The 23878-nt window shown below is 65.9% G+C and carries 26 protein-coding genes; 11 read left to right on the forward strand and 15 right to left on the reverse strand.

All coding sequences use genetic code 11. The features are described from left to right. Positions 1-223: 223 nt before the first annotated feature. On the reverse strand, positions 224-583 hold the full coding sequence (locus Q0030_RS39370) for a DUF1236 domain-containing protein (protein ID WP_298380182.1): 360 nt from the start codon (positions 581-583) through the stop codon (positions 224-226). Positions 584-822: 239 nt separating this feature from the next. On the opposite strand from Q0030_RS39370, the gene Q0030_RS39375 reads away from it, so the two are divergent. The 7 genes from Q0030_RS39375 to Q0030_RS39405 all read left to right on the forward strand — a co-directional run bounded on the left by Q0030_RS39375 (position 823) and on the right by Q0030_RS39405 (position 9668). After that, positions 823-978: a DUF3096 domain-containing protein gene (locus Q0030_RS39375; protein ID WP_080891118.1), complete on the forward strand. Its 156-nt coding sequence runs from the start codon at positions 823-825 to the stop codon at positions 976-978. A 91-nt stretch (positions 979-1069) separates the two neighbouring features. Then, on the forward strand, positions 1070-3985 hold the full coding sequence (gene ppdK / locus Q0030_RS39380) for a pyruvate, phosphate dikinase (RefSeq protein WP_298380185.1): 2916 nt from the start codon (positions 1070-1072) through the stop codon (positions 3983-3985). Positions 3986-4398: 413 nt separating this feature from the next. Continuing rightward, the gene (locus Q0030_RS39385; RefSeq protein WP_298380188.1) at positions 4399-5880 is read left to right on the forward strand and encodes a cell wall hydrolase; all 1482 of its coding nucleotides are present in this window, start codon (positions 4399-4401) and stop codon (positions 5878-5880) included. Positions 5881-6069: 189 nt separating this feature from the next. Continuing rightward, positions 6070-7314, forward strand: a complete 1245-nt coding sequence (locus tag Q0030_RS39390; RefSeq protein WP_298380191.1) for an MFS transporter — start codon at positions 6070-6072, stop codon at positions 7312-7314. 130 nt (positions 7315-7444) lie between these two features. Continuing rightward, positions 7445-8431, forward strand: coding sequence for an MDR family oxidoreductase (locus tag Q0030_RS39395; RefSeq protein ID WP_298380194.1), 987 nt, complete (start codon positions 7445-7447; stop codon positions 8429-8431). A 187-nt stretch (positions 8432-8618) separates the two neighbouring features. After that, positions 8619-9197, forward strand: coding sequence for a hypothetical protein (locus tag Q0030_RS39400; RefSeq protein WP_298380196.1), 579 nt, complete (start codon positions 8619-8621; stop codon positions 9195-9197). Positions 9198-9434: 237 nt separating this feature from the next. Continuing rightward, complete coding sequence (locus Q0030_RS39405; RefSeq protein ID WP_050403167.1) at positions 9435-9668, forward strand: hypothetical protein; 234 nt, start codon at positions 9435-9437, stop codon at positions 9666-9668. A gap of 127 nt (positions 9669-9795) precedes the next feature. Here the strand turns inward: Q0030_RS39405 and Q0030_RS39410 are convergent, their stop codons facing one another. From Q0030_RS39410 to Q0030_RS39430, 5 genes are all read right to left on the reverse strand, one after another. Beyond that, a complete protein-coding gene (locus Q0030_RS39410) occupies positions 9796-12501 on the reverse strand; it encodes a DUF2339 domain-containing protein (RefSeq protein ID WP_298380199.1) in 2706 nt (901 codons plus the stop codon). A 110-nt stretch (positions 12502-12611) separates the two neighbouring features. Further along, complete coding sequence (locus tag Q0030_RS39415) at positions 12612-13118, reverse strand: protein-tyrosine phosphatase family protein (protein WP_298380203.1); 507 nt, start codon at positions 13116-13118, stop codon at positions 12612-12614. Positions 13119-13243: 125 nt separating this feature from the next. Further along, positions 13244-13855: an HD family hydrolase gene (locus tag Q0030_RS39420; RefSeq protein ID WP_223975316.1), complete on the reverse strand. Its 612-nt coding sequence runs from the start codon at positions 13853-13855 to the stop codon at positions 13244-13246. Next, a complete protein-coding gene (locus Q0030_RS39425) occupies positions 13852-14478 on the reverse strand; it encodes a DNA-3-methyladenine glycosylase I (RefSeq protein WP_298380207.1) in 627 nt (208 codons plus the stop codon). Before Q0030_RS39425 ends, Q0030_RS39420 begins: the two co-directional genes overlap by 4 nt. Then, positions 14475-15356, reverse strand: a complete 882-nt coding sequence (locus Q0030_RS39430; RefSeq protein WP_298380209.1) for a folate-binding protein YgfZ — start codon at positions 15354-15356, stop codon at positions 14475-14477. Before Q0030_RS39430 ends, Q0030_RS39425 begins: the two co-directional genes overlap by 4 nt. Positions 15357-15485: 129 nt before the next feature. On the opposite strand from Q0030_RS39430, the gene Q0030_RS39435 reads away from it, so the two are divergent. Next, positions 15486-16820: a dihydroorotase gene (locus Q0030_RS39435; protein WP_298380211.1), complete on the forward strand. Its 1335-nt coding sequence runs from the start codon at positions 15486-15488 to the stop codon at positions 16818-16820. A gap of 9 nt (positions 16821-16829) precedes the next feature. Here Q0030_RS39435 and Q0030_RS39440 read toward each other — a convergent pair whose 3' ends face one another. The 5 genes from Q0030_RS39440 to Q0030_RS39460 form a co-directional block, all read right to left on the reverse strand. Then, complete coding sequence (locus tag Q0030_RS39440; protein ID WP_028332620.1) at positions 16830-17096, reverse strand: hypothetical protein; 267 nt, start codon at positions 17094-17096, stop codon at positions 16830-16832. A 155-nt stretch (positions 17097-17251) separates the two neighbouring features. Then, positions 17252-17908 carry an HAD family hydrolase gene (locus tag Q0030_RS39445; protein ID WP_298380214.1) on the reverse strand — a complete coding sequence of 219 codons (657 nt, stop codon included), beginning with the start codon at positions 17906-17908 and terminating at the stop codon, positions 17252-17254. Next, positions 17898-18275 carry a TIGR02301 family protein gene (locus tag Q0030_RS39450; protein WP_050424352.1) on the reverse strand — a complete coding sequence of 126 codons (378 nt, stop codon included), beginning with the start codon at positions 18273-18275 and terminating at the stop codon, positions 17898-17900. The genes Q0030_RS39445 and Q0030_RS39450 overlap by 11 nt, the downstream gene beginning before the upstream one ends. An 85-nt stretch (positions 18276-18360) precedes the next feature. Beyond that, on the reverse strand, positions 18361-18780 hold the full coding sequence (locus Q0030_RS39455) for an NUDIX hydrolase (protein ID WP_298380217.1): 420 nt from the start codon (positions 18778-18780) through the stop codon (positions 18361-18363). 42 nt (positions 18781-18822) lie between these two features. Beyond that, a complete protein-coding gene (locus Q0030_RS39460; protein ID WP_298380219.1) occupies positions 18823-19323 on the reverse strand; it encodes a hypothetical protein in 501 nt (166 codons plus the stop codon). 62 nt (positions 19324-19385) lie between these two features. Between Q0030_RS39460 and Q0030_RS39465 the strand changes: the two genes are divergently transcribed. Then, positions 19386-20147: an SOS response-associated peptidase gene (locus Q0030_RS39465; protein WP_298380221.1), complete on the forward strand. Its 762-nt coding sequence runs from the start codon at positions 19386-19388 to the stop codon at positions 20145-20147. A 457-nt stretch (positions 20148-20604) separates the two neighbouring features. Here the strand turns inward: Q0030_RS39465 and Q0030_RS39470 are convergent, their stop codons facing one another. The 3 genes from Q0030_RS39470 to Q0030_RS39480 are packed head-to-tail and all read right to left on the reverse strand — an operon-like array spanning position 20605 to position 21900. Next, positions 20605-20991, reverse strand: a complete 387-nt coding sequence (locus tag Q0030_RS39470) for a RidA family protein (protein WP_298380223.1) — start codon at positions 20989-20991, stop codon at positions 20605-20607. A gap of 4 nt (positions 20992-20995) precedes the next feature. Then, complete coding sequence (locus Q0030_RS39475; protein ID WP_298380225.1) at positions 20996-21472, reverse strand: DUF6691 family protein; 477 nt, start codon at positions 21470-21472, stop codon at positions 20996-20998. A 2-nt stretch (positions 21473-21474) separates the two neighbouring features. Then, the gene (locus Q0030_RS39480; RefSeq protein ID WP_298380226.1) at positions 21475-21900 is read right to left on the reverse strand and encodes a YeeE/YedE thiosulfate transporter family protein; all 426 of its coding nucleotides are present in this window, start codon (positions 21898-21900) and stop codon (positions 21475-21477) included. A gap of 205 nt (positions 21901-22105) precedes the next feature. Here Q0030_RS39480 and Q0030_RS39485 point away from each other — a divergent pair, with 205 nt between their 5' ends. Further along, positions 22106-22540, forward strand: a complete 435-nt coding sequence (locus tag Q0030_RS39485; RefSeq protein ID WP_298380228.1) for a hypothetical protein — start codon at positions 22106-22108, stop codon at positions 22538-22540. A gap of 94 nt (positions 22541-22634) precedes the next feature. Here Q0030_RS39485 and Q0030_RS39490 read toward each other — a convergent pair whose 3' ends face one another. Then, positions 22635-23150, reverse strand: coding sequence for a mismatch-specific DNA-glycosylase (locus tag Q0030_RS39490; RefSeq protein WP_298380231.1), 516 nt, complete (start codon positions 23148-23150; stop codon positions 22635-22637). A 102-nt stretch (positions 23151-23252) separates the two neighbouring features. Between Q0030_RS39490 and Q0030_RS39495 the strand changes: the two genes are divergently transcribed. Continuing rightward, a complete protein-coding gene (locus Q0030_RS39495; RefSeq protein WP_298380234.1) occupies positions 23253-23798 on the forward strand; it encodes a phosphohydrolase in 546 nt (181 codons plus the stop codon). Positions 23799-23878 lie beyond the last annotated feature (80 nt).

The raw sequence follows: 23878 nt of genomic DNA on the forward strand, positions 1-23878 counted from the left end.
CCACCCGCATCGCATCTTCGATGCGATGCGACCTCCCCCGCAAGCGGGAGAGGTGAGCCAGTCCGCCGCAAGACCGATTCAACATGACATCATCTTGCTCTAGAACCGAAGAGCCCCGCCCGGTGGGGAGGCCGGGCGGGGCTTTCTGGTCCGGTCGATCTGCGCGCACATCCGCTTGCGCGGCGCCCGGACTGTTCGTTCAGGCGATCGTGCTAACGCTGAGCTACTCGACCACCTGAACGATCCGCCGCGAACGCGGCTCGACCAGAACGGTCTCGCCATTCACGACGGTGTAGCGATAGGGCGTCGCGCCGAACCGTTGCGGCACGTCGTAAGTGGTTACGCCGGCATCCGGCAGCACGGTGCCGACCACGACGCGATCCGGAACGGTGTAGTTCGGCACCCGCTCGCGCACGATGTATTCGCGGAACGCCGGGCGCTGCTCGATTGCGATGCCCTCATCATCCTCGACTGCAACCGGCGGGCCACCGCGGACAACGCCGACGGTCTGGGCCTGTGCGGCAACAGCCGGCACCGTGATCGCAGCAGCAACCGCTGCAACGGCAAGTATTCTGTTTCGCATGGCTCGCTCCATTCTTTTGATGCGCGCGCCGGCTTTCGCCGATGCGCACGGCGAGCCAATGCATCTGGTGTGGTGATGTTCCGGAAAAACCACCGCCACATACGCGGCATTTTGGAGCAATTTTCGTGAGTTGCGGGAACTCTCAGGCCGTGACGGACGTCTTGATGTGGAAACCCCCGCAGCGGATAAACTGCCGCTCGATTCGCTCCTCCAAAAAAAACCGCCGGAGAAACACTTCAATGGTCATCACCGCTGGGCATTTGCCGCACATTGTCGCTCTGATTGCAGGCGTTCTGATCCTTATCATGCCGCGGCTGCTCAACTACATCGTCGCGATCTACCTGATCTTCGTCGGGCTCGTGGGGATGGGCCTGCTGCGCTGGCTGCACCTGTAGCGGGAAAGCGGGGTTTCGCGGCTTGCGCGGAACCCCCCAAAATGGTGTAAGGCGCGCATCTTCGACCCCTCTTTTCGGATTGTTGTCTGACATGGCCAAAGCCGTCGCGAAGTCCAAGAAAACTGCCGAGAAAACCGCAGCGAAATCAAAGTCCTCGGTACCGGCCCGGAAGGCCGCTCCGGCGCGCAAGGCGCTGAAGAAGAGCGCCCCGAAGCCGGCGCCGAAACCCGCCGCCAAATCGACTGCGAAGCCGGCTGCAAAGCCCGCCAGCAAGGCGCCGGCGAAGGCCGTCACCGCTGCGAAAAAGGCGGCTCCGCCCGCGATCAAGGCCGGCAAGTGGGTCTATACGTTCGGCGACGGCAAGGCCGAGGGCCAGGCGACCTTGCGCAATCTGCTCGGCGGCAAGGGCGCCAACCTCGCGGAAATGGCCAATCTCGGCCTTCCGGTGCCTCCCGGCTTCACCATTCCGACCTCGGTCTGCACCTATTTCTACGACCACGACAAGACCTATCCGAAGGAGCTGAAGGCGCAGGTCGAGAAGGCGCTCGACTATGTCGGCAAGCTGACCGGCAAGACCTTCGGCGACGCCAAGAACCCGCTGCTGGTCTCGGTCCGCTCGGGCGCGCGGGCCTCGATGCCAGGCATGATGGACACCGTGCTCAATCTCGGCCTCAACGACCGCACGGTCGAAGCGCTCGCCGAGCTCTCCGGCGACCGCCGCTTCGCCTATGACAGCTATCGCCGCTTCATCACGATGTATTCGGACGTGGTGCTCGGCTTCGAGCATCATCACTTCGAGGACATCCTCGACACCTTCAAGGACGGCCAGGGCTACTCGCTCGACACCGACCTCACCGGCGACGACTGGGTCGAGCTGGTCGGCAAGTACAAGGAGGCGGTCGCCAAGGAGACCGGCCACGAGTTCCCGCAGGATCCGCACGACCAGCTGTGGGGCGCGATCGGTGCCGTGTTCTCATCCTGGATGAACGCGCGCGCGGTGACCTACCGCAAGCTGCATGACATCCCGGAATCCTGGGGCACCGCCGTCAACGTGCAGGCGATGGTGTTCGGCAACATGGGCGAGACGTCGGCGACCGGCGTTGCCTTCACCCGCAACCCCTCGACCGGCGAGAGCAAGCTCTACGGCGAGTTCCTGATCAACGCGCAGGGCGAGGACGTCGTCGCCGGAATCCGCACGCCGCAGGACATCACCGAAGAGGCGCGACTGGAATCCGGCTCCGACAAGCTGTCGATGGAAGCCGCGATGCCGCACGCCTTCAAGGAGCTGACGCGGATCTACACGCTGCTCGAGAAGCACTACCGCGACATGCAGGACATGGAGTTCACGGTCGAGCAGGGCAAGCTGTGGATGCTGCAGACCCGCGGCGGCAAGCGCACCGCCAAGGCGGCGCTGCGCATCGCGGTCGAGCTTGCCAATGAAGGCCTGATCTCGCGCAAGGATGCGGTGACGCGGATCGATCCGGCTTCGCTGGACCAGCTGCTGCACCCGACCATCGATCCCGCCGCCAAGCGCGACGTGATCGCGACCGGCCTGCCGGCGTCGCCCGGTGCGGCCTCCGGCGAGATCGTGTTCTCGTCGGACGAAGCGGCCAAGCTGCAGGCCGACGGACGCAAGGTGATCCTGGTCCGCATCGAGACCAGCCCGGAAGACATCCACGGCATGCACGCCGCGGAAGGCATCCTGACCACCCGCGGCGGCATGACGTCGCATGCGGCGGTGGTCGCGCGCGGCATGGGCAAGCCCTGCGTCTCCGGCTGCGGCACCATTCGTGTCGATTACGGCCGCGGCACCATGAGCGTGGGCGCGCGCACCTACAAGACCGGCGACGTCATCACCATTGACGGCTCGGTCGGACAGGTGCTGGCCGGCCGCATGCCGATGATCGAGCCGGAACTGTCCGGCGAGTTCGGCACGCTGATGGGCTGGGCCGACGAGGTCCGCAAGCTCGGCGTCCGCGTCAACGGCGATACACCCGATGACGCGCGCACCGCGGTGAAGTTCGGTGCCGAAGGCATCGGCCTCTGCCGCACCGAGCACATGTTCTTCGAGGAGACCCGCATCCGCACCGTGCGCGAGATGATCCTCTCCGAGGACGAGCAGTCGCGCCGCGCCGCGCTGTCGAAGCTGTTGCCGATGCAGCGCGCCGACTTCGTCGAGCTGTTCGAGATCATGAAGGGCCTGCCCGTCACGATCCGCTTGCTCGACCCGCCGCTGCACGAGTTCCTGCCGCACACCCAGGCCGAGATCGAGGAAGTGGCGCGCGCCATGAACACCGATCCGCGCAAGCTCGCCGACCGCGCCCGTGAACTGTCCGAGTTCAACCCGATGCTCGGATTCCGCGGCTGCCGTCTCGCGATCGCCTATCCTGAGATCGCCGAGATGCAGGCACGCGCGATCTTCGAGGCCGCGGTCGAAGCCGGCAAGCGCACCGGCAAGCCGGTCGGACTCGAGGTGATGGTGCCGCTGATCGCGACCAAGGCCGAGTTCGACCTCGTCAAGGCGCGGATCGATGCCATGGCCAAGGCGGTGATGAAGGAAACCGGCGCCAAGCTCAGTTACCAGGTCGGCACCATGATCGAGCTGCCGCGCGCCTGCCTGATGGCCGGCGAGGTGGCGGAGACCGCGGAGTTCTTCTCCTTCGGCACCAACGACCTGACGCAGACCACCTACGGCATCAGCCGCGACGACGCCGCGAGCTTCCTCGGCACCTATGTGGCCAAGGGCATTCTCGAGATCGATCCGTTCATCTCGGTCGATCGCGACGGCGTTGGCGAGCTGGTCAAGATCGGCGTCACGCGCGGCCGCAAGACACGGCCGAGCCTCAAGGTCGGCATCTGCGGCGAGCATGGCGGCGATCCCGCCTCGGTCGCGTTCTGCCACGAGGTCGGGCTCGATTACGTCTCGTGCTCGCCCTATCGCGTGCCGATCGCGCGTCTCGCCGCGGCCCAGGCCGCGCTCGGCAAGGAGATCGCCAGCCAGGCGTGAGCGATCGAACAATTCGGTGACGACAATGGCCGGGACCAAGTCCCGGCCATTTTTGTTTGTTGAGGCAGTCAGTAGGCGCCGTCATTGCGAGCGAAGCGAAGCAATCCATTTCGCCGCTTGCGGTGACATGGATTGCTTCGTCGCTGTCGCTCCTCGCAATGACGATGGGGGGCTATCGTGCCCGCAACACTTTGTTCACCATCCCCGTTGACCCGATGTTTACGACTTTCATGCGCTGCGCATTTACCAAGCCGCGTGATGCAGCGCGCGTCGCATCTGCGATCGCTTGAGTGTAGCGCGCGGGCAACGCCGATTAACTCCGCGGCAACCTAAACAAGTTAGCAACGGGAAAGGTCGAATTGCGCGGATGTACCGCGTTCGATTGCACTCAGTAAGCGTTGCGTGAGCGTACGATGTTTGTGTCGCGTAACCAGCCGAAGGGCGCACGTCTTGCGCTCTTCGGTCTCGGTCTTGGCATCTTCGCCTTGATGCCGACCGAGCTCGGATATCAGGATATTGCGTCGCTCTTGGCCCGGCAGCCCGGCGTTGCCGAGCGTTGGCAGAAGCGCGTCTTCGCCTCCGCGGTCGGCTCCATCCAGGTCGCGACCTACAGCTTCGGCCGTCCGATCGGAACCTCCGCGCCGCAGGATCCGCAAATCCTGCTCGCACGGCTGGACAGTCCGAGCGTCGACGTCACCGGCACGGTGACGCACAATCCGATCACAGCGCCGCCGCCGCGCTACCAGGCATCCGATTTTCCCAAGGTCGATCGCACCCTGAAGGGCGATCGTCTCGTCGTCGGACGGCCTGATCAGGTCGATCCTGCGCAGCCCGCGAACACGGCTCCGGCGAACGAGGATCCCGCGACATCGAATTCGTCGGTCAGGGGCATGAAGACCGCGACCGCGCCGGCCGACAATGCGCCGCTCGATCCCGAATTGCAGGAGGCGCTGCGTGCGCCGCCTTTGCCGCAATATACCAAGCCGTCGCCGCAGCAATACGACGTGTCGATGTCGCTCGAGGCCAGTCCGCTCGACGATCTGAAGCCTGTGCCCGCCAAGCCTGCCGCTGCGCCGCCTGATGATGCAACGCACGCGCGCGACCCGTTTGCATTCAAGACCGCCAGCCTGTTCTTCGGCTCGTCGCTCGGCACGCCGGAGAATCTCGAGCGCTGGCAGCCCGGCGAGGCGCCGGTCGTCGTGGCGCCCGCAGCGCAACCCGATCCCGACATGAAGGTGATGGCGTCTCTGCCGGTCGATGCCGACGGCCCGGTCAAGGCCGGCGAGATGGGCGAGAGCATCGCGCCGAAAGGCGAGGTCAACGCCGACGACCAGCACACCAAGACGCCGGCGGAACGGCTCGGCCTGTTCGACGAGAAATCGCGCGCCAAGTCGGAGAAGTGCCTCGCCGAGGCGGTCTATTTCGAAGCGCGTGGCGAAGCGGTGCGCGGCCAGATCGCGGTCGCCCAGGTGGTGCTGAACCGCGCATTCTCCGGCAAATATCCGGAGACGGTGTGCGGCGTGGTCTACCAGAACAAGAACCGCCACTACGCCTGCCAGTTCACCTTCGCCTGCGACAACATCCCCGACGTCGTCCGCGAGCCCGACATGTGGGACCGCGCCAAGAAGATCTCGAAGGCGATCCTCGACGGCAAATTGTGGCTGCCCGAAGTCGATCGCTCGACCCACTACCACGCCTATTGGGTGCGGCCGTCCTGGGTCAGTGAAATGAAGAAGACGTACAAGTTCGGCGTCCACACCTTCTATCGCCCGCGCGCCTGGGGCGACGGCAGCGACGCGCCGAGCTGGGGCAACCCGGCCGAGACCGCCAAGATCTCGGCGCAACTCGCCGAAGCCGCCCAGAGCTCGGCCGAGCAGGCCAGCGCCAAGCGATAGCGCCTCTGGCCTTCGGTTCCAGGTTCGCCATGCCCCGGAATGACGCTCGTCATCCTCTCGGATTCTGCAGAGCTGCCTTGCGAGCGAATATTTTTCTCCGCCGCCTCTTGGGGTTTTCATGCAAATGCATTAACTCCCGGTAATGTTTCGCGGGGCGGTTCCCCCGCAGCGTTTGCGGGGGAAGACAACATGGCGGTTACCACCGGGGATCTTCGACCGACGTCCGGCACCTGGCGCACGCCGCTCGTCATCATCGTCTGCGGCTGCGCGATCGCGCTGCTGAGTTTCGGCCCGCGCTCCAGCCTCGGCTTCTTCGTGCAGCCGATGGGCCGCGAATTCGCCTGGGGCCGCGACGTGTTCGGCCTTGCCATCGCGCTGCAGAACCTGTTGTGGGGTCTCGGCCAGCCGATCGCAGGCGCCATTGCCGATCGCTTCGGCCTGCTGCGCGTCATGATCGTCGGCGCCTTGCTGTACGCCGCCGGCCTGCTGCTGATGCGCTACTCGACCACCACATTGTCGCTCGATATCAGCGCCGGCGTGCTGATCGGCTTCGGGCTGTCGGGCTCCTCGTTCAATCTGGTGCTGGCGGCGTTCAGCAAGCTGTTGCCGCCCGAGAAACGTGGCATCGCGCTCGGCGCCGGCACCGCCGCCGGTTCGTTCGGCCAGTTCCTGTTCGCGCCGTTTGGCGTTGCGATGATCGACAATTTCGGCTGGCAGACCGCGCTCGTCGTGTTCAGCGCGCTGATGCTGCTGATCCTGCCGCTCTCGCTCGCGCTGGCGACGCGGCCATCCGAGGCCACCGATGCTCCGGCGGCAGATCAGCAATCATTCAAGACCGCGCTCGCCGAAGCCTTCGGCCATCGTTCCTACGTGCTGCTGGTGCTCGGTTTCTTCACCTGCGGCTTCCAGCTTGCCTTCATCACCATCCATCTGCCGGCCTATCTGGCTGACCGCGGCATTCCGGCGACCACCGGCGGTTGGGTGGTTGCGGCGATCGGCCTGTTCAACATCGTCGGCTCGCTCAGCGTCGGCTGGCTGCAGAACTTCTTTCCGAAGCGCTATTTGCTCTCGGTGATCTACTTTTCGCGCGCGCTGGCGACCGTCGCCTTCATCTCGTTCCCGGTGACGCCGTTCTCGGCGATTGCGTTCGGCGCGGTCTCGGGGCTGCTGTGGCTGTCGAGCGTGCCGCCGACCTCGGCGCTGGTCGCGCTGATGTTCGGCACCCGCTGGTTCTCCACCCTCTATGGCTTCGCCTTCGTCAGCCATCAGGTGGGCGGCTTCCTTGGGGTCTGGCTCGGCGGCGTCGTGTTCGAGCAGTATGGCTCCTACACGCCGATCTGGTGGCTGTCGGTGCTGTTCGGCGTGCTGTCGGCGCTGATCAACCTGCCGATCGTCGAAAAGCCCGTCGTGCGCCCGGTTGCGCAGCCAGCCTGATGCTCTCTTGTTTGAGCATGATCTCCGCGCAAACGCGTTCCGCGTTTGTCGCGAGGGAAAACCGGTTTCCACTTTTCCGGATCATGCTCTAAACACTCCCCCGAAACCAAGATTACGGGGAGTGCTCATCGTGGCAACGTTCAAGGCAATCAGGATCGACAAGGCGGACAAGGGTACCACCGCCGCACTGACCCAATTCGACGACGCGGAATTGATGGACGGCGACGTCACCGTCCGCGTCGAATGGTCGACGTTGAACTACAAGGACGGCCTGGCGCTGACCGGCAAGGCGCCGGTGGTGCGCCGCTTCCCGATGATCGCGGGCATCGATTTCGCGGGCACGGTCGAGCAATCCAGCCATCCCGACTGGAAGGCGGGCGACAAGGTCGTCTGCAACGGCTGGGGCATGGGCGAGACCCATCTCGGCGCCTATGCGGAAAAGGCCCGCGTCAAGGGCGATTGGCTGGTGCGGCTGCCGGACGGCATTTCGGCCCGTGACGCGATGGCGGTCGGCACCGCCGGCTATACCGCGATGCTGTCGGTGCTGGCGCTGGAGAAGCATGGTCTCACGCCGAAGAGCGGCCCGGTCGTGGTGACCGGCGCCGCCGGCGGCGTCGGCTCGGTCGCGATCGCCGTGCTCTCGAAGCTCGGCTACCACGTCATCGCCTCGACCGGGCGGATGTCGGAGGCCGACTATCTCAAGGGGCTCGGTGCCACCGAGGTGATCGACCGCGCCGAGCTGTCGGGTGCCCCCAAGGCGCTTGCGAAGGAGCGCTGGGCCGGCGGCGTCGACAGCGTCGGGTCGACTACGCTCGCCAATCTACTCTCGATGACAAAGTACGGCGGCGCCATCGCGGCCTGCGGCCTGGCGGCCGGAATGGACCTGCCGTCGTCGGTCGCGCCCTTCATTTTGCGGGGTGTGTGCCTTCTCGGCATCGATTCCGTGATGTGCCCGATCGAGCTTCGCAGGACCGCCTGGCGGCGCCTTGCCAGCGATCTGGATAAGGCGAAACTGGCTGATATCACTCATGAAATCGCCTTGGACGAAGTCATGAATTATGGTGCGAAAATCCTCGGTGGCCAGGTCCGCGGCCGCATCGTGGTAAAAATAGTCTGAGGACGTTCAGACTTTACCAACCAAGCTGCTCCAATGTTGCCACTGTTGGTATGGTAAGCAGCGGGTAAAGAGACTTGCAGCATGATCCCGGGGGGCCGGGTTTCCTCGCGCAGACGCCGAGAAGCGTCGATCGCGGGGATCATGCTCAACAAGGAGCGGGTGCCCGCGCTCGTAAGTGGAGTAGCTCATGCTTGCGCGTTTGGTGTTGGGGGCCGTCACGGCCGGAGCAATGGTCGTGCCGGCGTTCGCAGGCATGATGAACGCCGATGAGGCCCGCAAATTCGTCGCGGGCAAGGTGTTCGCGTTCACCTGTTTCGACGGCACCCGCGGCGCCGGCCGTATCCTCGACGATCTGGGTGCGGCAGGCTCGATCCAGTTCTCCGGCTCCGGACCCATCCGCCGCGTGCGCCTGCCCGGCAATACGCTGCAAATCCGCGGTCAGAGCGTGTGCGCCTCGCTGAAGGGCATTCCGTTCGAACCTTGCTTCAATCTTGACAAGCAGGACGACCGCACGTTCCGCGGCTCGGTCTCAGGCATGGGCTTCGCCTACTGCGATTTCCATCACCAGGGCGGCCAGCAGATGCTGATGGCCCGTGCGGTGGCGCGTCCGCGTTCGCTGCACCCGCGCACCCGATCCGCGGATGCCTCGCCGCCCGAAGTGTCGCGCGTCGAGACGCCGCAGGTCGAAAGGACCAAGCTCGAGCCGGTCAAGGCCGAGCCCGCCAAGGTCGAGAGCGCGCCGGAATTGCGCCGTTCCACCGACTAGAGCCTATCCGTTCCGATTGAATCGGAACGGGCTCTAGATTCTTGTTTTGACGCGTTTTCTTCACGCGAACCGGTATCCGCTTCGCTCGAAAACGATCGAACGTCTCATCTGCGCGCTAGCGGGAATACAGGCCAAGCCGTAGTCATACGGATGGCGGTCGCCACGCGTTGATAGCTACTCAATACCCTAGCGTTCGCCGCGAGGCGGCTTGGTGGGGACACCGATTTGAGTAGTCATATGGCGCAATATTTTTTCCGTATCAGTGATGGCGATTACGCTGGTGCGTCCGACCACGCGACGGAATTTGAGAGCCGTGACGTGGCCTGGGCCGAGATGACCAAGGTCTGCGGTAATTTCCTTGGCAGCATTTCGCGCAACATGAAGCAAGACAGCGAATGGCACATGGAGCTGCTCGACGAGAGCCGCAAGCCCGTGTTCAGAATTCGGCTGGTTGCCGAATCCGTCGACTGAGGCGCTCGCCGTTCAGGACAACAACTCCAAAGCGCGATGAGATTGGATCGAATCGTCATCGCGCTTTGGCGCCTTATTTGAGCATGATCTTCTCGGAAAACCGCTTCGCACTTTTCCGGATCAAGCTCTAAGCCTCAGCCTGCGGGACAGGCGGAGCGGCTCGCCTGCGGAACAGGATCCGCTGATACAGCCAGCCGATCGCGACCAGCACGATGCCAAGGCACATGAACGACAGCGCCCGGTAGACACCGGTGAGTGTCGACATGTCGACCAGGAACGCCTTCAGGATCGTGAGCCCAATCACCGCAGCGGAGGCGAGCCGCGCCCGCTGCGAGTTGACGACGATGCCGATGCCGAGCAGCGCGACGCCGAACATCAGCCAGGCGATCGAATAGGTGTATTGCTCCGCGCCCGTGGTCTCGCCGCGCGTCAGCACCGGTCCGTGATAGAGCCGGCGGATTTCGAACGTAACGTAAGCGAGCGCAAGCACCAGCGCGCCGGCAGCGATCGTGTTGGCGTAGCTTGCGGGACGATGCCCCGCCACCGCGTAGGACAGCAGCAGCGCCAGCACGGCCGGCAATGCATAGCCGAGCAGCAGCAGATTGATGAAGCTGCCGCCGACGTCCTGCCACCACAGCATCGGGTTCTCCAGCCCCAGGAGCCCGAACAGGCTGGCAAGTCCGGTGAACGCGGTCAGCAGGACCGCGCCGACATTGTGGACGATGCTGCCGCTGCGCAGCCGCAGCCGCTCCAGCCCGATCGCCATCGCGAGCGTCACGCCAACCTGCAACGCGACTTCGGTCAGCCCGGCGCTCTCGCGATAGACGTCACCGGCATTGACCGAGTGACGGATCTCCATGAAGGCGAGCAGCACCGTGAACAGGATCGCGGCGGATTCGACCATGCGCAGCGGGACGTCGTCGCCATTGCGGCGCAGGAAATGGCTTCCCGCCCAGAATGACAGCGCCGGAACGCCATAGCCCCACAGCAGCCAGTTGAAGATCGGCGTGGTGCCGACGGCGTCGCCCGCGATGCGCGGCTCGTAGCCGATGCGCAGCACCACGATGCCGGCCAGGATCGCGGCAAGCCAGCGCAGGAACGGGATCGGCCGCTGCACCGACAGCCATGCCGTGCCCATCGACACCAGCGCCAGCGCGATGGTGAGCCAGCCCTTGTCGAGTGCGAAGGTGAGTGCCAGCACCAGCGAGGCGAGGGCGCCGGTCGCCGACAGCGCGATCGAGGGCGACAGCTCCGGCCGCTCGCCGCGCCGGGTCAGTGCTTCGGTCGCGGCCGCGTAGGCGGCTGCGAGCAGCACGGCGAGGATCGCGAACGGGATCGAGCGATCGAGATGTGCGATGCGTGCATAGAGCGCGACCAGCAGCGCGACCGGCGTGAACACGGCTGCCGCGGCCCAGGTCACCGTGATCTTCGTGGTGGCAAAGCGCAGTTGCGCGAGGAAGCCGGCGATGCCGAAGGCGGCCGCGAACAGAGCGGCGGTGACGAGATGCAGCGAGACCGAGCCGTCGGTCGCGGACGGGCCGATGCCCGGGATCGCGCCGCCAGGCAGCACCAGCATGTCGACGTTGCGGCGGACGGCCCACTCGCCGAACACGATGAAGACGAAGGCGGACGCGGCGGCGATCGCGCCGGCAGCCGCGGGCGCGCGCCAGGCGCCGAAAAGGCTTCCCGCCGTCAGCAGCGCAAAGCCGATCATCGCGCTGTCGGCGTGCGCGCCGTTGAGCACGATCAGCATCGCGCCGAACAGATAGGCCGCGAGCGAGCCGGATGAGATCGGCTCGATCTCCTCGCCATCGCCGTCGGGGCCGAACATGAAACCGCAGACCACCAGCAGCGCCGCCAGCACGAAGCCCGCGATGACGTGGAAGACGTGCGGCGCGATCATTTCCGGCCCGCATTGCAGGCACGGGAAAGTCCACAACAATGCGAAGGCGATCGTCGTGACGGCGAGCCAGCGCCACAGCCGGATCCGCGCGAGGCCGAACGCCGCCGCGGTGACGATGGCAAGATAGATGTAGAGCGACCAGAAGTCGGGCTTGTCGGAGGAGACCAGGATCGGCGTGACGAACGCGCCGACGATGCCGAGCCCGGCCAGCGCCGGCCCGTGCAGCAGCGCGGCCGCGAGCGTGCCGAGCGCGACCATGCCGAGCAGGATGAAGGCGGTTGCCGGTGCGAGGAAGTCGTACAGCGCATAGGCGGCGTACACGGTGCCGAACGCGACTGCGGTGCCGGCGGCAGTGAGGATCGCCGGAATGTTGGCGACCGGCAGCGCGGCGATGCTGGAGATGCTTTCCTTGCGCCGCGTCCACTCACCGGCGCCGAGCAGGGCGAGCGCAAACAGCGCGGCGAGCATCGTGCGCACGCCGGGGCCGAGCAGCCCGGCCTCGATCGAGTAGCGCACCATGAAGAAGCCGCCGAGTGCGAGCGTCAGGCCGCCGATCCACACCACCCAGCGCGTGCCGAGCGTCTCCTCGAAGCCGGGCGCCGGGGGCGGCGGGGCGGGTGGTTCTGGCAGCGGCGGCGGGGCGGCGCTCGCCGCGTCCGCGCCTGCCCCTGCATGCGCATCCGGCTGGCTCGCAGCCGCTTCGGGCAACGGCGGCGGCGCGACGGGAGGCGGCGCCGGAAGCGTCTGCTCGAACGCCTCGAGCGGCGCCAGCGGCGGGGGCACAGCCGTCCGCGCGGCGGCCACGCCCGCGGCCTCGATCGTATCCAGCCGGCGTTGCAGCACCGCAATCTGGCCCAGCGCCTTGCGCGCGAAAATGATTGCAACGATGGCGATGACGAGCGTCAGAAAATCGAACGGCGAATCGAACATTGGGCCTCCGGCGGGACGCGCCGGACCATCGGCCAGCCGGCCGCCCGTCGCAACCTAGTAGTGCAGGTGAGGGGAATGGAAGTTCAAGCGATCGGGCGCGGCAGGCCGAGCTAGTCCAGGTCGATGTGGAACGGCCGGCCCTCGACGCTCATGCTGCCGGGGCCCATCGCGTCCAACGCACGCAGCATCCGGCCCTCGCGCCCCAGCGCCTTGTCGGCGAGGCTGACGATCAGCCGGTTGGGCGCCGCGATCGGCGAGGCCTCGCGGATCAGCCGGGCGATGGACATTTCGTCGCGGTGCGGATTGAGCGCGCAGACCGTGGCAAAGGCGCTTGCGGTCGAGCGGCTGATGCCGGCGTAGCAATGCACCACCATCGGCGCGCGGCGATCCCAGCCGCGCACGAAGGTCAGCACGCGCTCGATATGCGTCTCGTTGGGGGCAACGAATCCATCCATCTGTTCGATGATGTCGTCCATCGACACTTTCAGATGGTTGGCCGGAAGCACGGAGGGCGGCCGCTGCACCTGGTCGACATTGGCCATCACGGTCAGCACGTGGCTGGCGCCGGTGGCACGAACCGTGTCGGAGAGCGCGGCAAGCGAGCAGACGTGAAGCATGATGGTCCTTGGCTATCGGGCAGGGCCGATTATAACGGCTGCTCCCGGGTGGGCAAAGCCGGGTGGCGCGATGCCCGCGCTGCGTTTTTGCGGCGCAACCGGCAGCAAGCTTCGTGATGCCGCGCCTACGATGCGTGTAATGCGTTGAAGCGCTCGAGGAACTGCTTTTCAGCCCTCGCGGCGGTCCATGGCGTCAGATAGTCGCGCTCGGTGGCTTCGGGCAATTCCGGATCGCGGCCGAACAGCCGCCTGGCTTCGGCTTGCGAAAACCCCGCCAGATGCGTCGCCTCGAGATAGGCGGCGCCGCGATCGGCGGCCTTGATCTGCTGGGTGATCTCGTCCGCCAGCACCGCCGGCAGGCCGAAGCGGATATGGATCGCCGACAGCAGCCGCTTCTCCACCACCTTGTATTCGCCGGCGAGCACCGCCTTGAACGGCGAGATCATGTCGCCGATGACATATTCGGGTGCGTCATGCAGCAGTGCGGCGAGACGATGGCTGATATCGACGCGCGGCGTCTGCTGGCGCATCACGGCCTCGACCAGCAGCGTATGCTGGGCCACCGAGAAGATGTGCGCGCCGCTGGTCTGGCCATTCCAGCGCGCGACCCGCGCCAGTCCATGCGCGATGTCGACGATCTCGATATCGAGGGGCGACGGGTCGAGCAGATCCAGCCGGCGCCCCGACAACATCCGCTGCCAGGCGCGGGTGGTCTCCGTCGATCGACGCGCAGTCATTTCTTCTTGAGCCGCGGTGTGCGGAGCTTGCCGCTGCAGGCCTCGTGGCAGAAGCAGCTGACGAGGTGATCGTTGACCATGCCGGTCGCCTGCATGAACGCATAGACGATGGTGGGGCCGACGAATTTGAAACCGCGGGCGCCGAGCTCCTTGGAGACCTTGATCGAAACCGGCGTCGAGGCGGGCACGCTTGCGGTGGTCTTGAACTGATTGACCTTCGGCTTGCCGTCGACGAAGTCCCACAGGAATTTCGAGAAGCCGGGGCCCTTTTCCATGATTTCGAGATACGACTTGGCGCTCGCCACCGTGCCTTCGATCTTGGCGCGGTTGCGAACGATGCCGGCGTCGTTCATCAGCGCATGCACCTTCTTGTCGGTGTAGCGCGCGATCTTCTCAGGCTGGAAATCGTCGAAGGCTTTGCGGAAGTTGTCGCGCTTGCGCAGGATCGTGATCCAGGACAGTCCGGCCTGGAAGCCGTCGAGGATCAGCTTTTCATAGAGCGCGCGGTCGTCATATTCCGGCACGCCCCATTCATTGTCGTGATAGGCGACGTAGAACGCATCCTCGCCCGGCCACGGGCAGCGCGTCTTGCCGTCGGGGTGCAGTTGTGCGGTACGGCTCATGCGACGGTCTGCTTGGGGGTGATGCGGACAGCGTCCGGCTCGGCGAGATGAAGCGCAAGCCCGCCCGCGGTCAGCGGCAGGCCGGCGTCGAGTGCATCGGCGACGCGGTCGATGCGGACCAGCGCGAGGCCTTTCTCGCCGGCGGTCGAGCCCATGGTGCCGACCTGCTTGTCGCCAGCCTGGATCGTCGCGCCGGTCTCGGGGGCGGGGCCGTCAAGAATGATCTTCACCGTGCGGGTGCGCGCCGTGCCGCGGTGCTGCATGCGCGACACCACCTCCTGGCCGACATAGCAGCCCTTGTCGAAATCGACGCCGTTGAGGCGGTCCATATTGGTCTCGTGCGGGAAGGCGTCGCCATAGATGAAGTCGAGCCCGCCGCGCGGCACGCCGGTCGCGATCCGATGCGCCTCATAGGCGCTGGAGTCGACGAGATCGGCGCCGATCAGGTCAGCGAGTTTCTGCTTGAGATCTTCGGGGATCAGGATGCGCCAGCCGAGCGCTACGTTGCGCGGATCGGCGAAAGCGAGATCGGGGATCGCCGCCGGCTCGCCATCCCAGGCGGCCAGCACGCCGAGGCTGTCGGAGAGGTTCTCGACCACGACCTTCGCGCGCAGCTTGTAGAAGCCGAGCTTGTCGGCAAGCCCCTTGGCGAGCGCGCGCGGCGCGTCGATCAGGAAGCCGCCGCCATGACCTGTGGGTATCTCGGTGATCAGGAAGTCGACGATGATTTTGCCCTGCGGCGTCAGCAGCGCGCCAAACCGGGCCTGCCCCGGGGCCAGCTGCTCGACATCGGTCGTGATGAGGCCGTTGAGGAAGTTGCGGGCGTCCTCGCCAGAGACCTTGATCACGCCCCGATCTGGAAGAAACGCTGCTTTCATTCGCAAAATTGGCTCTTTTTCCAAGTTCCTTGGGAAACGCTGTCCTCGCGGATATCCCCTGCCAAGCTAAGGCGCTAGAGTGCGCCGAACAAGGCCCGCGCGACACCCGAAAGCGGGCGCCGAGGACCGATGAATCAGCATTTTGACACCATTCTAAAATCCGGCACCGTGGTCAATCAGGACGGCGAGGGCGTGCGCGATATCGGCGTCACGAATGGCCGCATCGCCGCGATCGGCTCGCTCGGCCAGGCCTCGGCCGGCGAGGTGATCGACTGCAAGGGCCTGCATATCCTGCCAGGCGTGATGGACACCCAGGTGCATTTCCGCGAGCCCGGGCTGACGCAGAAGGAAGATCTCGAGACCGGCTCGCGCAGCGCCGTGATGGGCGGCGTTACCGCCGTGTTCGAGATGCCGAACACCAACCCGCTGACGGTCACCGAAGCGGCGTTCACCGACAAGATCAAGCGCGGCCACCACCGCATGCATTGCGACTTCGCGTTCTTCATCGGCGGCACCCGTGAGAACGTGCAGGACCTGCCGGAGCTGGAGCGCGCGCCGGGCTGCGCCGGCGTCAAGGTGTTCATCGGCTCCTCCACCGGCGCGCTGCTGGTCGAGGACGACGAGAGCTTGCGGCGGATCTTCCAGGTGATCCGGCGCCGCGCCGCATTCCATGCCGAGGACGAGTATCGCCTGAACGAGCGCAAGCCGCTGCGGATCGAGGGCGACCCGCGCTCGCATCCGGTGTGGCGCGACGAGACTGCCGCGCTGATGGCGACCGAGCGGCTGGTCAATCTCGCGCGCGAGACCGGCAAGCGCATCCACGTGCTGCACATCTCGACCAAGGAAGAGATCCTGTATCTGCGCGACCACAAGGATGTCGCCTCCTGCGAGGCGACGCCGCACCACCTCACCATGGCCGCGCCCGAGTGCTACGAGCGGCTCGGCACGCTGGCCCAGATGAACCCGCCGGTGCGCTCGGCCGATCATCGCGCCGGCATCTGGTACGGCATCGAGCAGGCCATCATCGACGTGCTGGGCTCCGACCACGCGCCGCATACGCTTGAGGAGAAGGCCAAGACCTATCCGGCCTCGCCGTCAGGCATGACCGGCGTGCAGACGCTGGTGCCCTTGATGCTCGATCACGTCAACGCGGGTCGGCTGTCGCTACAGCGCTTCGTCGATCTCACCAGCGCGGGTCCGGCGCGGTTGTTCAACATCGCCGGCAAGGGCCGCATCGCGGCGGGCTATGATGCCGACTTCACCGTGGTCGATCTCAAGCGCAGCGAGACCATCACCAACAAATGGATCGCCTCGCGCGCGGCCTGGACGCCCTACGACGGCGTGCGAGTGCAGGGCTGGCCGGTCGGCACCTTCGTGCGCGGCAAGCGGGTGATGTGGCAGGGCGAAGTCACGACGCCGTCGCTAGGGGAACCGGTCCGGTTCCTCGACACGCTTAAGCCGTAGCGGATTGGGTTACTGCCGGGCCAATGCCAGCGAGAACTCGCCGTTGCGCACGCGCGCGGCGAGGCCCTCGGCGAACTTCGCCACCGCGTCCTCGCCATAGGTGCCGACCAGCTCGGCGAGCGCCGCAAACAGGCTCGCCTGCGCCAGACAGTCGCCATCGACGCCGTCGTGACGCGCCTCCGCCCAGGCCTCGTTCAGGTAGCCCAGCGCGGCCTGCTTCTGCTCGTGATCGGGACGCGGGTCTTGGTGATGGGGAAAGGACGCTGGATGGCGCATGAAACTCTGCAAAATGAATGCGCGCGGTCCGAGGAGCGAACCACTGCGACGCGCGAGATGTATCACGCGTGCGGGTACCGCCTAGCCCACATCTTTCGAAAAGGTTAACGCCCGGCACGGCATTTAAAGGGGAATTCCGGATGTCGCCGCCGCCGTCAGCCAAATGAGCTGTGGATATGGTCCAGCACCGCGCGCGGCGAGGCGCACAGATGGCTGGCGCCGGCCCCGATCAGCTCCTCCGGCGTGCCGTAGCCATAGGTGACGCCGATCGCGCGGATGCCGTTGCGATTCGCTCCGACAACGTCGTGACTGCGGTCGCCGATCATCACGGCCTTAGCCGGATCGGCCCCGGTCTGCGTCAGCGCATAGGCCAGCAGGTCGACCTTGTTGACTCGGGTCCCGTCGAGCTCCGAACCGAATACGTGGTCGAAATAGCCGCTGAGGCCGAAATGCGCGACGATTCGCGTCGCGAACACGTGCGGCTTCGAGGTCGCCACGAACATGCGGCCAGGCCGCCCGCGCAGCTCCGCCAGCACGTCCGCGATATCCGGATAGACGCTGTTCTCGAACAGCCCGACATCGCCGAACCGCTCGCGGTAGAGCTCGACCGCGCGGTCGGCGAGCTCCTCGCCGCCGAGCAGCATCGCAAAGCTCGCCCGCAGCGGCGGCCCGATGCACCAGGTCAGTTCATCTTGCGAGGGAACCGGCCGGCCGAGCTTGCCCAGCGCATACTGGATCGAGCCGGTGATGCCGGGCTTCGGGTCGGTCAGGGTGCCGTCGAGGTCGAAGAAGATCGCGCGGTCAGTTGGCATAGCGGGCCGTCAGGTCGCGCGAGATCTTCGAGCCTTCCTCGATGTAGCGGCGGATCGCGACGCTGGCTGCCGGCGTACAGGTCCGGTAGGTCTGCTGGAAGCCGTTGTAGCCGCGGTTGAAGCCCGCAACCATGCGGGCGCGGCGGTCGCCGGAGGGGGTCTCGGCGTCGATCAGCGCCTGCATCTCGTTGCGCCATTTGGCGCCCTCGTTGGAGCCGCAGATGCCGCGCAGATAGTGCAGGGCGCCGAGGATCTCGGCCAGCCGCTGCAAGTCGCCGTCGAACGGCGCAGCCGCGTCCTGCGCCCGGGCGGGTGTCGCGAGGCATGCCGACATCAGGATCACAACGGCGAGAAAGGCTCTGATCATCAGGGGTTCCGGAATCGCCGTGGTATGCCCCCTCAATGCGCCGGAGGCAAGGCGGCAAGGCTCCAATACCGCCCCCAGACAGGCCTCAAACCAGCCGCCGGGCGGCCGCAATCACCTCGTGCAGCCCGCCGGTGACCTTGAGGTCGCCGATCTCCTCCGGCGCCAGCCATTTGAAATCGTCGTGCTCGTCGTTCAGCACGGGCTCGCCGGAGGCCCAGCGCGCCGCGAACGTCATGATCAGATAATGCCCGGTGCCGGGCCCGGTCGGCAGCACCTCGCGCCAGCCGGCCAGGCCCAGGATCTCGACCCGCAGGCCGGTCTCCTCGTCGATCTCCCGGTGCAGGGCGGTGTGCAGCGTTTCGCCGAATTCGACCCGGCCGCCGGGCAGCGAATAGAAGCCCTTGCCCGGCGAGCGGGCGCGGCGCACCAGCAGCACCTTGCCGTCGCGGAAAATCACGCCGGATACGGCAAGCTGCGGGCGGATCGGAGGTTCGGGAGAGGTCAAGGCAATCAACAATCAGGTTCGAGCACCATCATGCCCGATAAATCAGGCGCCCGCCATGATGCTGTCGACATCGGCCTCTGCGGCGCCGTTGATGACACCGGCGGTTTGCATCACCAGCGGCTTGACCCAGACGATCGCCTGTTCGGCGAGCGCGACCCGGCTCTTGTCCTGGTGCAATTGCCGCATCGCGGAGCCGACCTCGGTCAGGATCTTCGTCATGCTGTCGGTGAGCTGGTCGAATTCGGCCCGGATCCCGGCATCCGCCATCTGGTAGGATTCGATCGCGAGGTCACGCGCACGGAAATTGGACGCGGTGAAATGCTCGGCATAGGACAATGGCTGCCATTCCAGGAAATCGCTGGCGCACTCCGGCAGATCCGGGACCATCTCCAGCAGCATGATGGCTTCGTTGAAGTGATTGAGGTAGTCGGTCGCAAGCCCGGTGCGGGGATTGATGTTGGCGCCACGCAACAGCGCCGCCCGCGCCTCGTCGGGGTACGTCGGTCGCGGGGAAGAGCCCGCTATGGCGGCCGTTGAGGTCATTGGTCGCAGTCTTTAACGGTCCAAGTTAAGGCGGAATAAACGGATACCACTCTGGACAGGATATGTGCGGACGCTTTGTCATTACCTCGCCGCCGGCGGCCTTGCGAGAGATGTTCGGCTACATCGAGCAGCCGAATTTTCCGCCGCGGTATAATGTTGCGCCAACCCAGCCGATCCCGGTCGTGCTGCTGCAGAATGGTGGCCGGCATTTTCAATTGATGCGCTGGGGCCTGATTCCGTCCTGGGTCAAGGATCCCCGCACATTCTCGCTGCTCATCAACGCCCGCTCCGAGACGGTGCGGGAGAAGCCCGCCTTCAAGAACGCGATCAAGCGGCGCCGCGCGCTGATCCCGGCCGACGGCTATTACGAATGGCAGGATGCCGGCGGCCGCAAGCGGCCGTTCTTCATCCATCGCCGCGACGGCCACCCTGTGGCTTTCGCCGCGCTCGCCGAGACCTGGATGGGACCGAACGGCGAGGAGCAGGACACGGTCGCAATCGTCACCGCGCCCGCGAGCCCCGACCTCGCGCAACTGCATCACCGCGTGCCCGTCACGATCCGGCCCGAGCAATTCGCGCGCTGGCTCGACTGCCTGCCCAACGATGTCGACGACGTGATGCCGATGCTGAAGGGGCCCGATGTCGGCGAGTTCGCCTGGCACCAGGTGACGATGCGCGTCAATGCCGTCGCCAACGACGACGCGCAATTGCTGCTGCCGATGACCGCGGAAGAGATCGCCGCGGAAGACGCGCCGGCGGCGAAGAAGGTAGCGCCGCGTAAGGCGCCGGTGCGCGAGGACGACGGGCAGGGGTCGTTGTTTTAGGGGCAGGAGCGCGATGCGCGGTGCGGATCGCGCGCCGCTCTTCCCACATCGTCGTCCCGGCGAAGGCCGGGTCCCATAACCACCGAATTTGCTTGTGAACGGGAACGCGGCCCCAGCGTCGTGCAGCAATCGAGATGCGGGGTAATGGGTCCTGGCTTTCGCCAGGACGACACTGAACGTATTGCGCGGCATGCATCAACAATCGTCGTCCCTGCGAAAGCAGGGACCCATACTCCGCGGCGGGTGTTGTGAACGGGACTCGTCGTTCCGCCGTCTTTCAATGATGACCGCCTGTGGTTATGGGTCCCTGCTTTCGCAGGGACGACGATGAGGATGGTTCTCGATTCAAGCTGCTACATCACGCGGTGTCATCACCCGCGAAGGCAGGCTAGTGCTTGAGCCGAGAGGCCGCGGCGTACTGGATCGCCCGGTCGAGCCGGGCGATAACAGACGACCGTCACCCCTTGACCTGTGCCACGCCCTCGATCTCGATCAGCATCTTCGGATTGGGCAGCGCCACCACGACGCAGGTGGTGCGCGCGGGGTAGGGCGCAGGACCGAACGCGCCGGCATACAGGACGTTCATCGTTGCGACGTCGCTGGCGCGGGTCAGCAGCACGTTGACCTTGACGAGATCGCGCATCGTGGCGCCGGCCTCGGTCAGCACGCGCCGGATATTGGTGACGACGTTGGCGAACTGCGCCTCGAAGCTGTTGGGTAGCTCGCGGTTGGCGTCGAAGCCGGGAATGCCCGAGATGAACAGCAAATCGCCGACGCGGGCGCCGAACGAGAGCGGCGGCGCCGTGACGCCGGGCGGAGGAGGGAAGTGCTTGATTGCGGTCATGGGATCACCCGTCTGCGCGAGATGGAAGCGGAGGATTGTCGATGCGCGGCGCCAGCGTGCGGCGGCGCCAGAGATTCTTGCCGAAGAGGTTCTGGCCGATCATGCCTGCCAGCATCGCAACGACGAACACCACGATCGGCAGCGAGAGCCCGGCGAGATTGACCAGTGCGGGCCCGGGGCAGATGCCGGCGACGCCCCAGCCGATGCCGAACAGCACGGCGCCACTGACCAGCGGCGCATCGATGTCAATGCGGTCGGGCCAGAGGAAGCGCGCCGAGAAGGCAGGCGCGGTGCGCTGCCGCGCGATCGCAAAGCCGGTTCCGGCGACCGCGACCGCACCCGCCATCACGAAGGCGAGCGTCGCATCCCAGGCGCCGAACAGATCGAGGAAGCCGAGCACCTTCTGCGGATCGGTCATGCCCGAGATCAGAAGGCCCGCGCCGAAGATCAGGCCGCACACGAAGCTTGCGAGAAGTGCCATCGCTAACCTCCGATCCCGTGCCTGACGATCGCGACCGTGACGATCGCCGCCGTCATGAAGATGAACGTGGCCACGATCGAGCGGCCGGACAGCCGCGCGAAGCCGCAGACGCCGTGGCCCGAGGTGCAGCCATTGCCCATCCTTGTGCCGAAGCCGACCAAAAGGCCCGCGATCGCGATCACCACAAGGCTCGCATTCATCGCCGGCCGCGGCAGCGGCGCGCCGAACAATGCCGCAATCAGGGGCGCCGCGATCAGCCCCGCGATGAACGCGATGCGCCAGGAACGATCGGCGGTATCGGGCTGGAGCAGCCCGCCGACGATGCCGGTGACGCCGGCGATCCGCCCGGTCAGCAGCATCAGCAGCGCCGCGGCGAGGCCGATCAGTATGCCGCCGAGAAGGCCGGAAACTGGGGTGAAATCGTGCATCGGTGCAGGTCCCTGTTGCGCAAACTCCTCAGCGATGGCGCAAAGCGGTGGGCGCACATGCGCCAACGGTCGCGTGGCTGCGTGGGCAATGATAGACTCCGCAATAACAGGAACAAGCGCAATCCCGCGTGTTTTGCCGGCATTTCGACGTGCCGCCGCTTGGTTGGATTGCCGCGATTCGCTTCACTTCGTCCGGAGAACCCCCATGAGATTGTCATCCGCCGCCCGCGCCGTGCTGTTCGCGCTGGCGCTGCTCACCGGATCGTCCGCCGCGCTGGCCGACGAGGGCGCGGTGACGCTCGTCATCTTCAAGGGCGGCTGGTTCTTCGGCGGCTCCGCCGGCAAGGGCGTCATGACCTTCCACGGCCAGACCTACGGGCTCACGGCCGGCGGGCTGGACTATGGTCTCGTGTTCGGCGGCTCCCAGACCACGCTGCAGGGGCGCGTGCGCAACATCCGCCGCGCCCAGGATATCGCCGGCGTCTACGCCGCGGCCGGCATGGGCGTCGCGCTCGGCGCCGGCGTGCGCGGCATCCTATTGACCAACCAGAACGGCGCGGTGCTCGAACTGAGCGGCAAGCAGATCGGGCTGATGGCCAATGTCGATCTCAGCGGGCTTGCGATCACGTTGAAGGAGTAACAGCGCGGGCTTCGTAGGATGGGTAGAGCGAAGCGAAACCCATCATCTCTCCCACGGCTAAGAAGCCGATGGGTTTCGCTGCGCTCTACCCATCCTACGATTCCGCGATCCACTCGGCCAGCTCACGCCACGGCTGCAACGTCCAGTGCCCGGACGCCGCACCCGACGGCGACGGCAATACGAACACATCAGGAAAGCCATTCATGGCCGGCTGCCGGCCGAGCGCAAGCGCGCTGGTCGGCTTGTCGTAAAACAGGCTCGCCGCCTTCTTGCTGGTGAAGGCGATGGTCTTCGGCCGAACCATCTCGATCTTCGTCCTGAAGCCGATCACGTCGAACGAGCCCCGCGCGATCTCGTGATCCATCCCGGCGCCGGTCTTGGAGAGATCGGTGAAGCCGATGCCGAGTTCGAGCAATGCCGTGAACTCGTCCGGCCGATAGCGCCGCGGCGTGATGCCGGCCTCGTGCAGCGCGCGCCAGAAGCGGTTGCCGGGATGCGCGTAGTAATGCCCGACCGCGGCCGAGCGCGTGCTGGCCGCGGTACCGACGAACACCAGCCGCAGATCGGCGCGGAGCTGATCGGGGAGGCGGTGAGTATCGGTGTCGGGCATATCGCTGCGGTCGATTGTTTGTCCGGCTGCGGGCGTAGCGCACACCCGGCTGTTCGGACCCGACCGCTACCATTTCCGCCGCGCTCGTCATATACCTCGGCGATGAACCGCGAAGAATTGGTTGCCGCCTACACGGCGCCCGGCCGCCACTATCACAACCTCGCGCATATCGAGGACTGCCTCGCGGCGCTCGCGCGCGTCGACGGCCTCTCGGTGGCCGAACGCGAGATCCTCACAGAAGCGATCTGGTGGCACGACGTGGTCTACGATCCGACCCGGCCAGACAATGAGGAGCGCAGCGCGCAGCTCGCCGAACGAAACGTTCGCGCCGAGATCGGCCCGGAGGTTGGCCGCCTGATCCGTCTGACGAAGACGCACGACGTGCAGGCCGGCGATCGCCTCGGCGCAATCCTGATCTCGATCGACCTCAGCATTCTCGGCGCCGAGCCCACGCGCTACGATGCCTATGCCGCGGCGATCCGGCAGGAGTTCATCCATGTCGCCGATGCCGACTATCGCGCCGGCCGCGCCAAAGTGCTTCGCCACTTTGCTGCGCGCGAGGTGATCTTCCCCGATGCCGGCTTTGCCGCGACCCACGACCGCCGCGCCCGCGACAATCTCGCGCGTGAGATCGCGGCGCTGGGCTGAGCGCGCTCAGCTGCGCGCGACAGGCGTTCGAGAATTGGTCGGCGGCAGCGTTGCTGCACCTCTCCCGCTTGCGGGGGAGG

This window comes from uncultured Bradyrhizobium sp. (assembly GCF_947648125.1).
GTDB lineage: Bacteria > Pseudomonadota > Alphaproteobacteria > Rhizobiales > Xanthobacteraceae > Bradyrhizobium.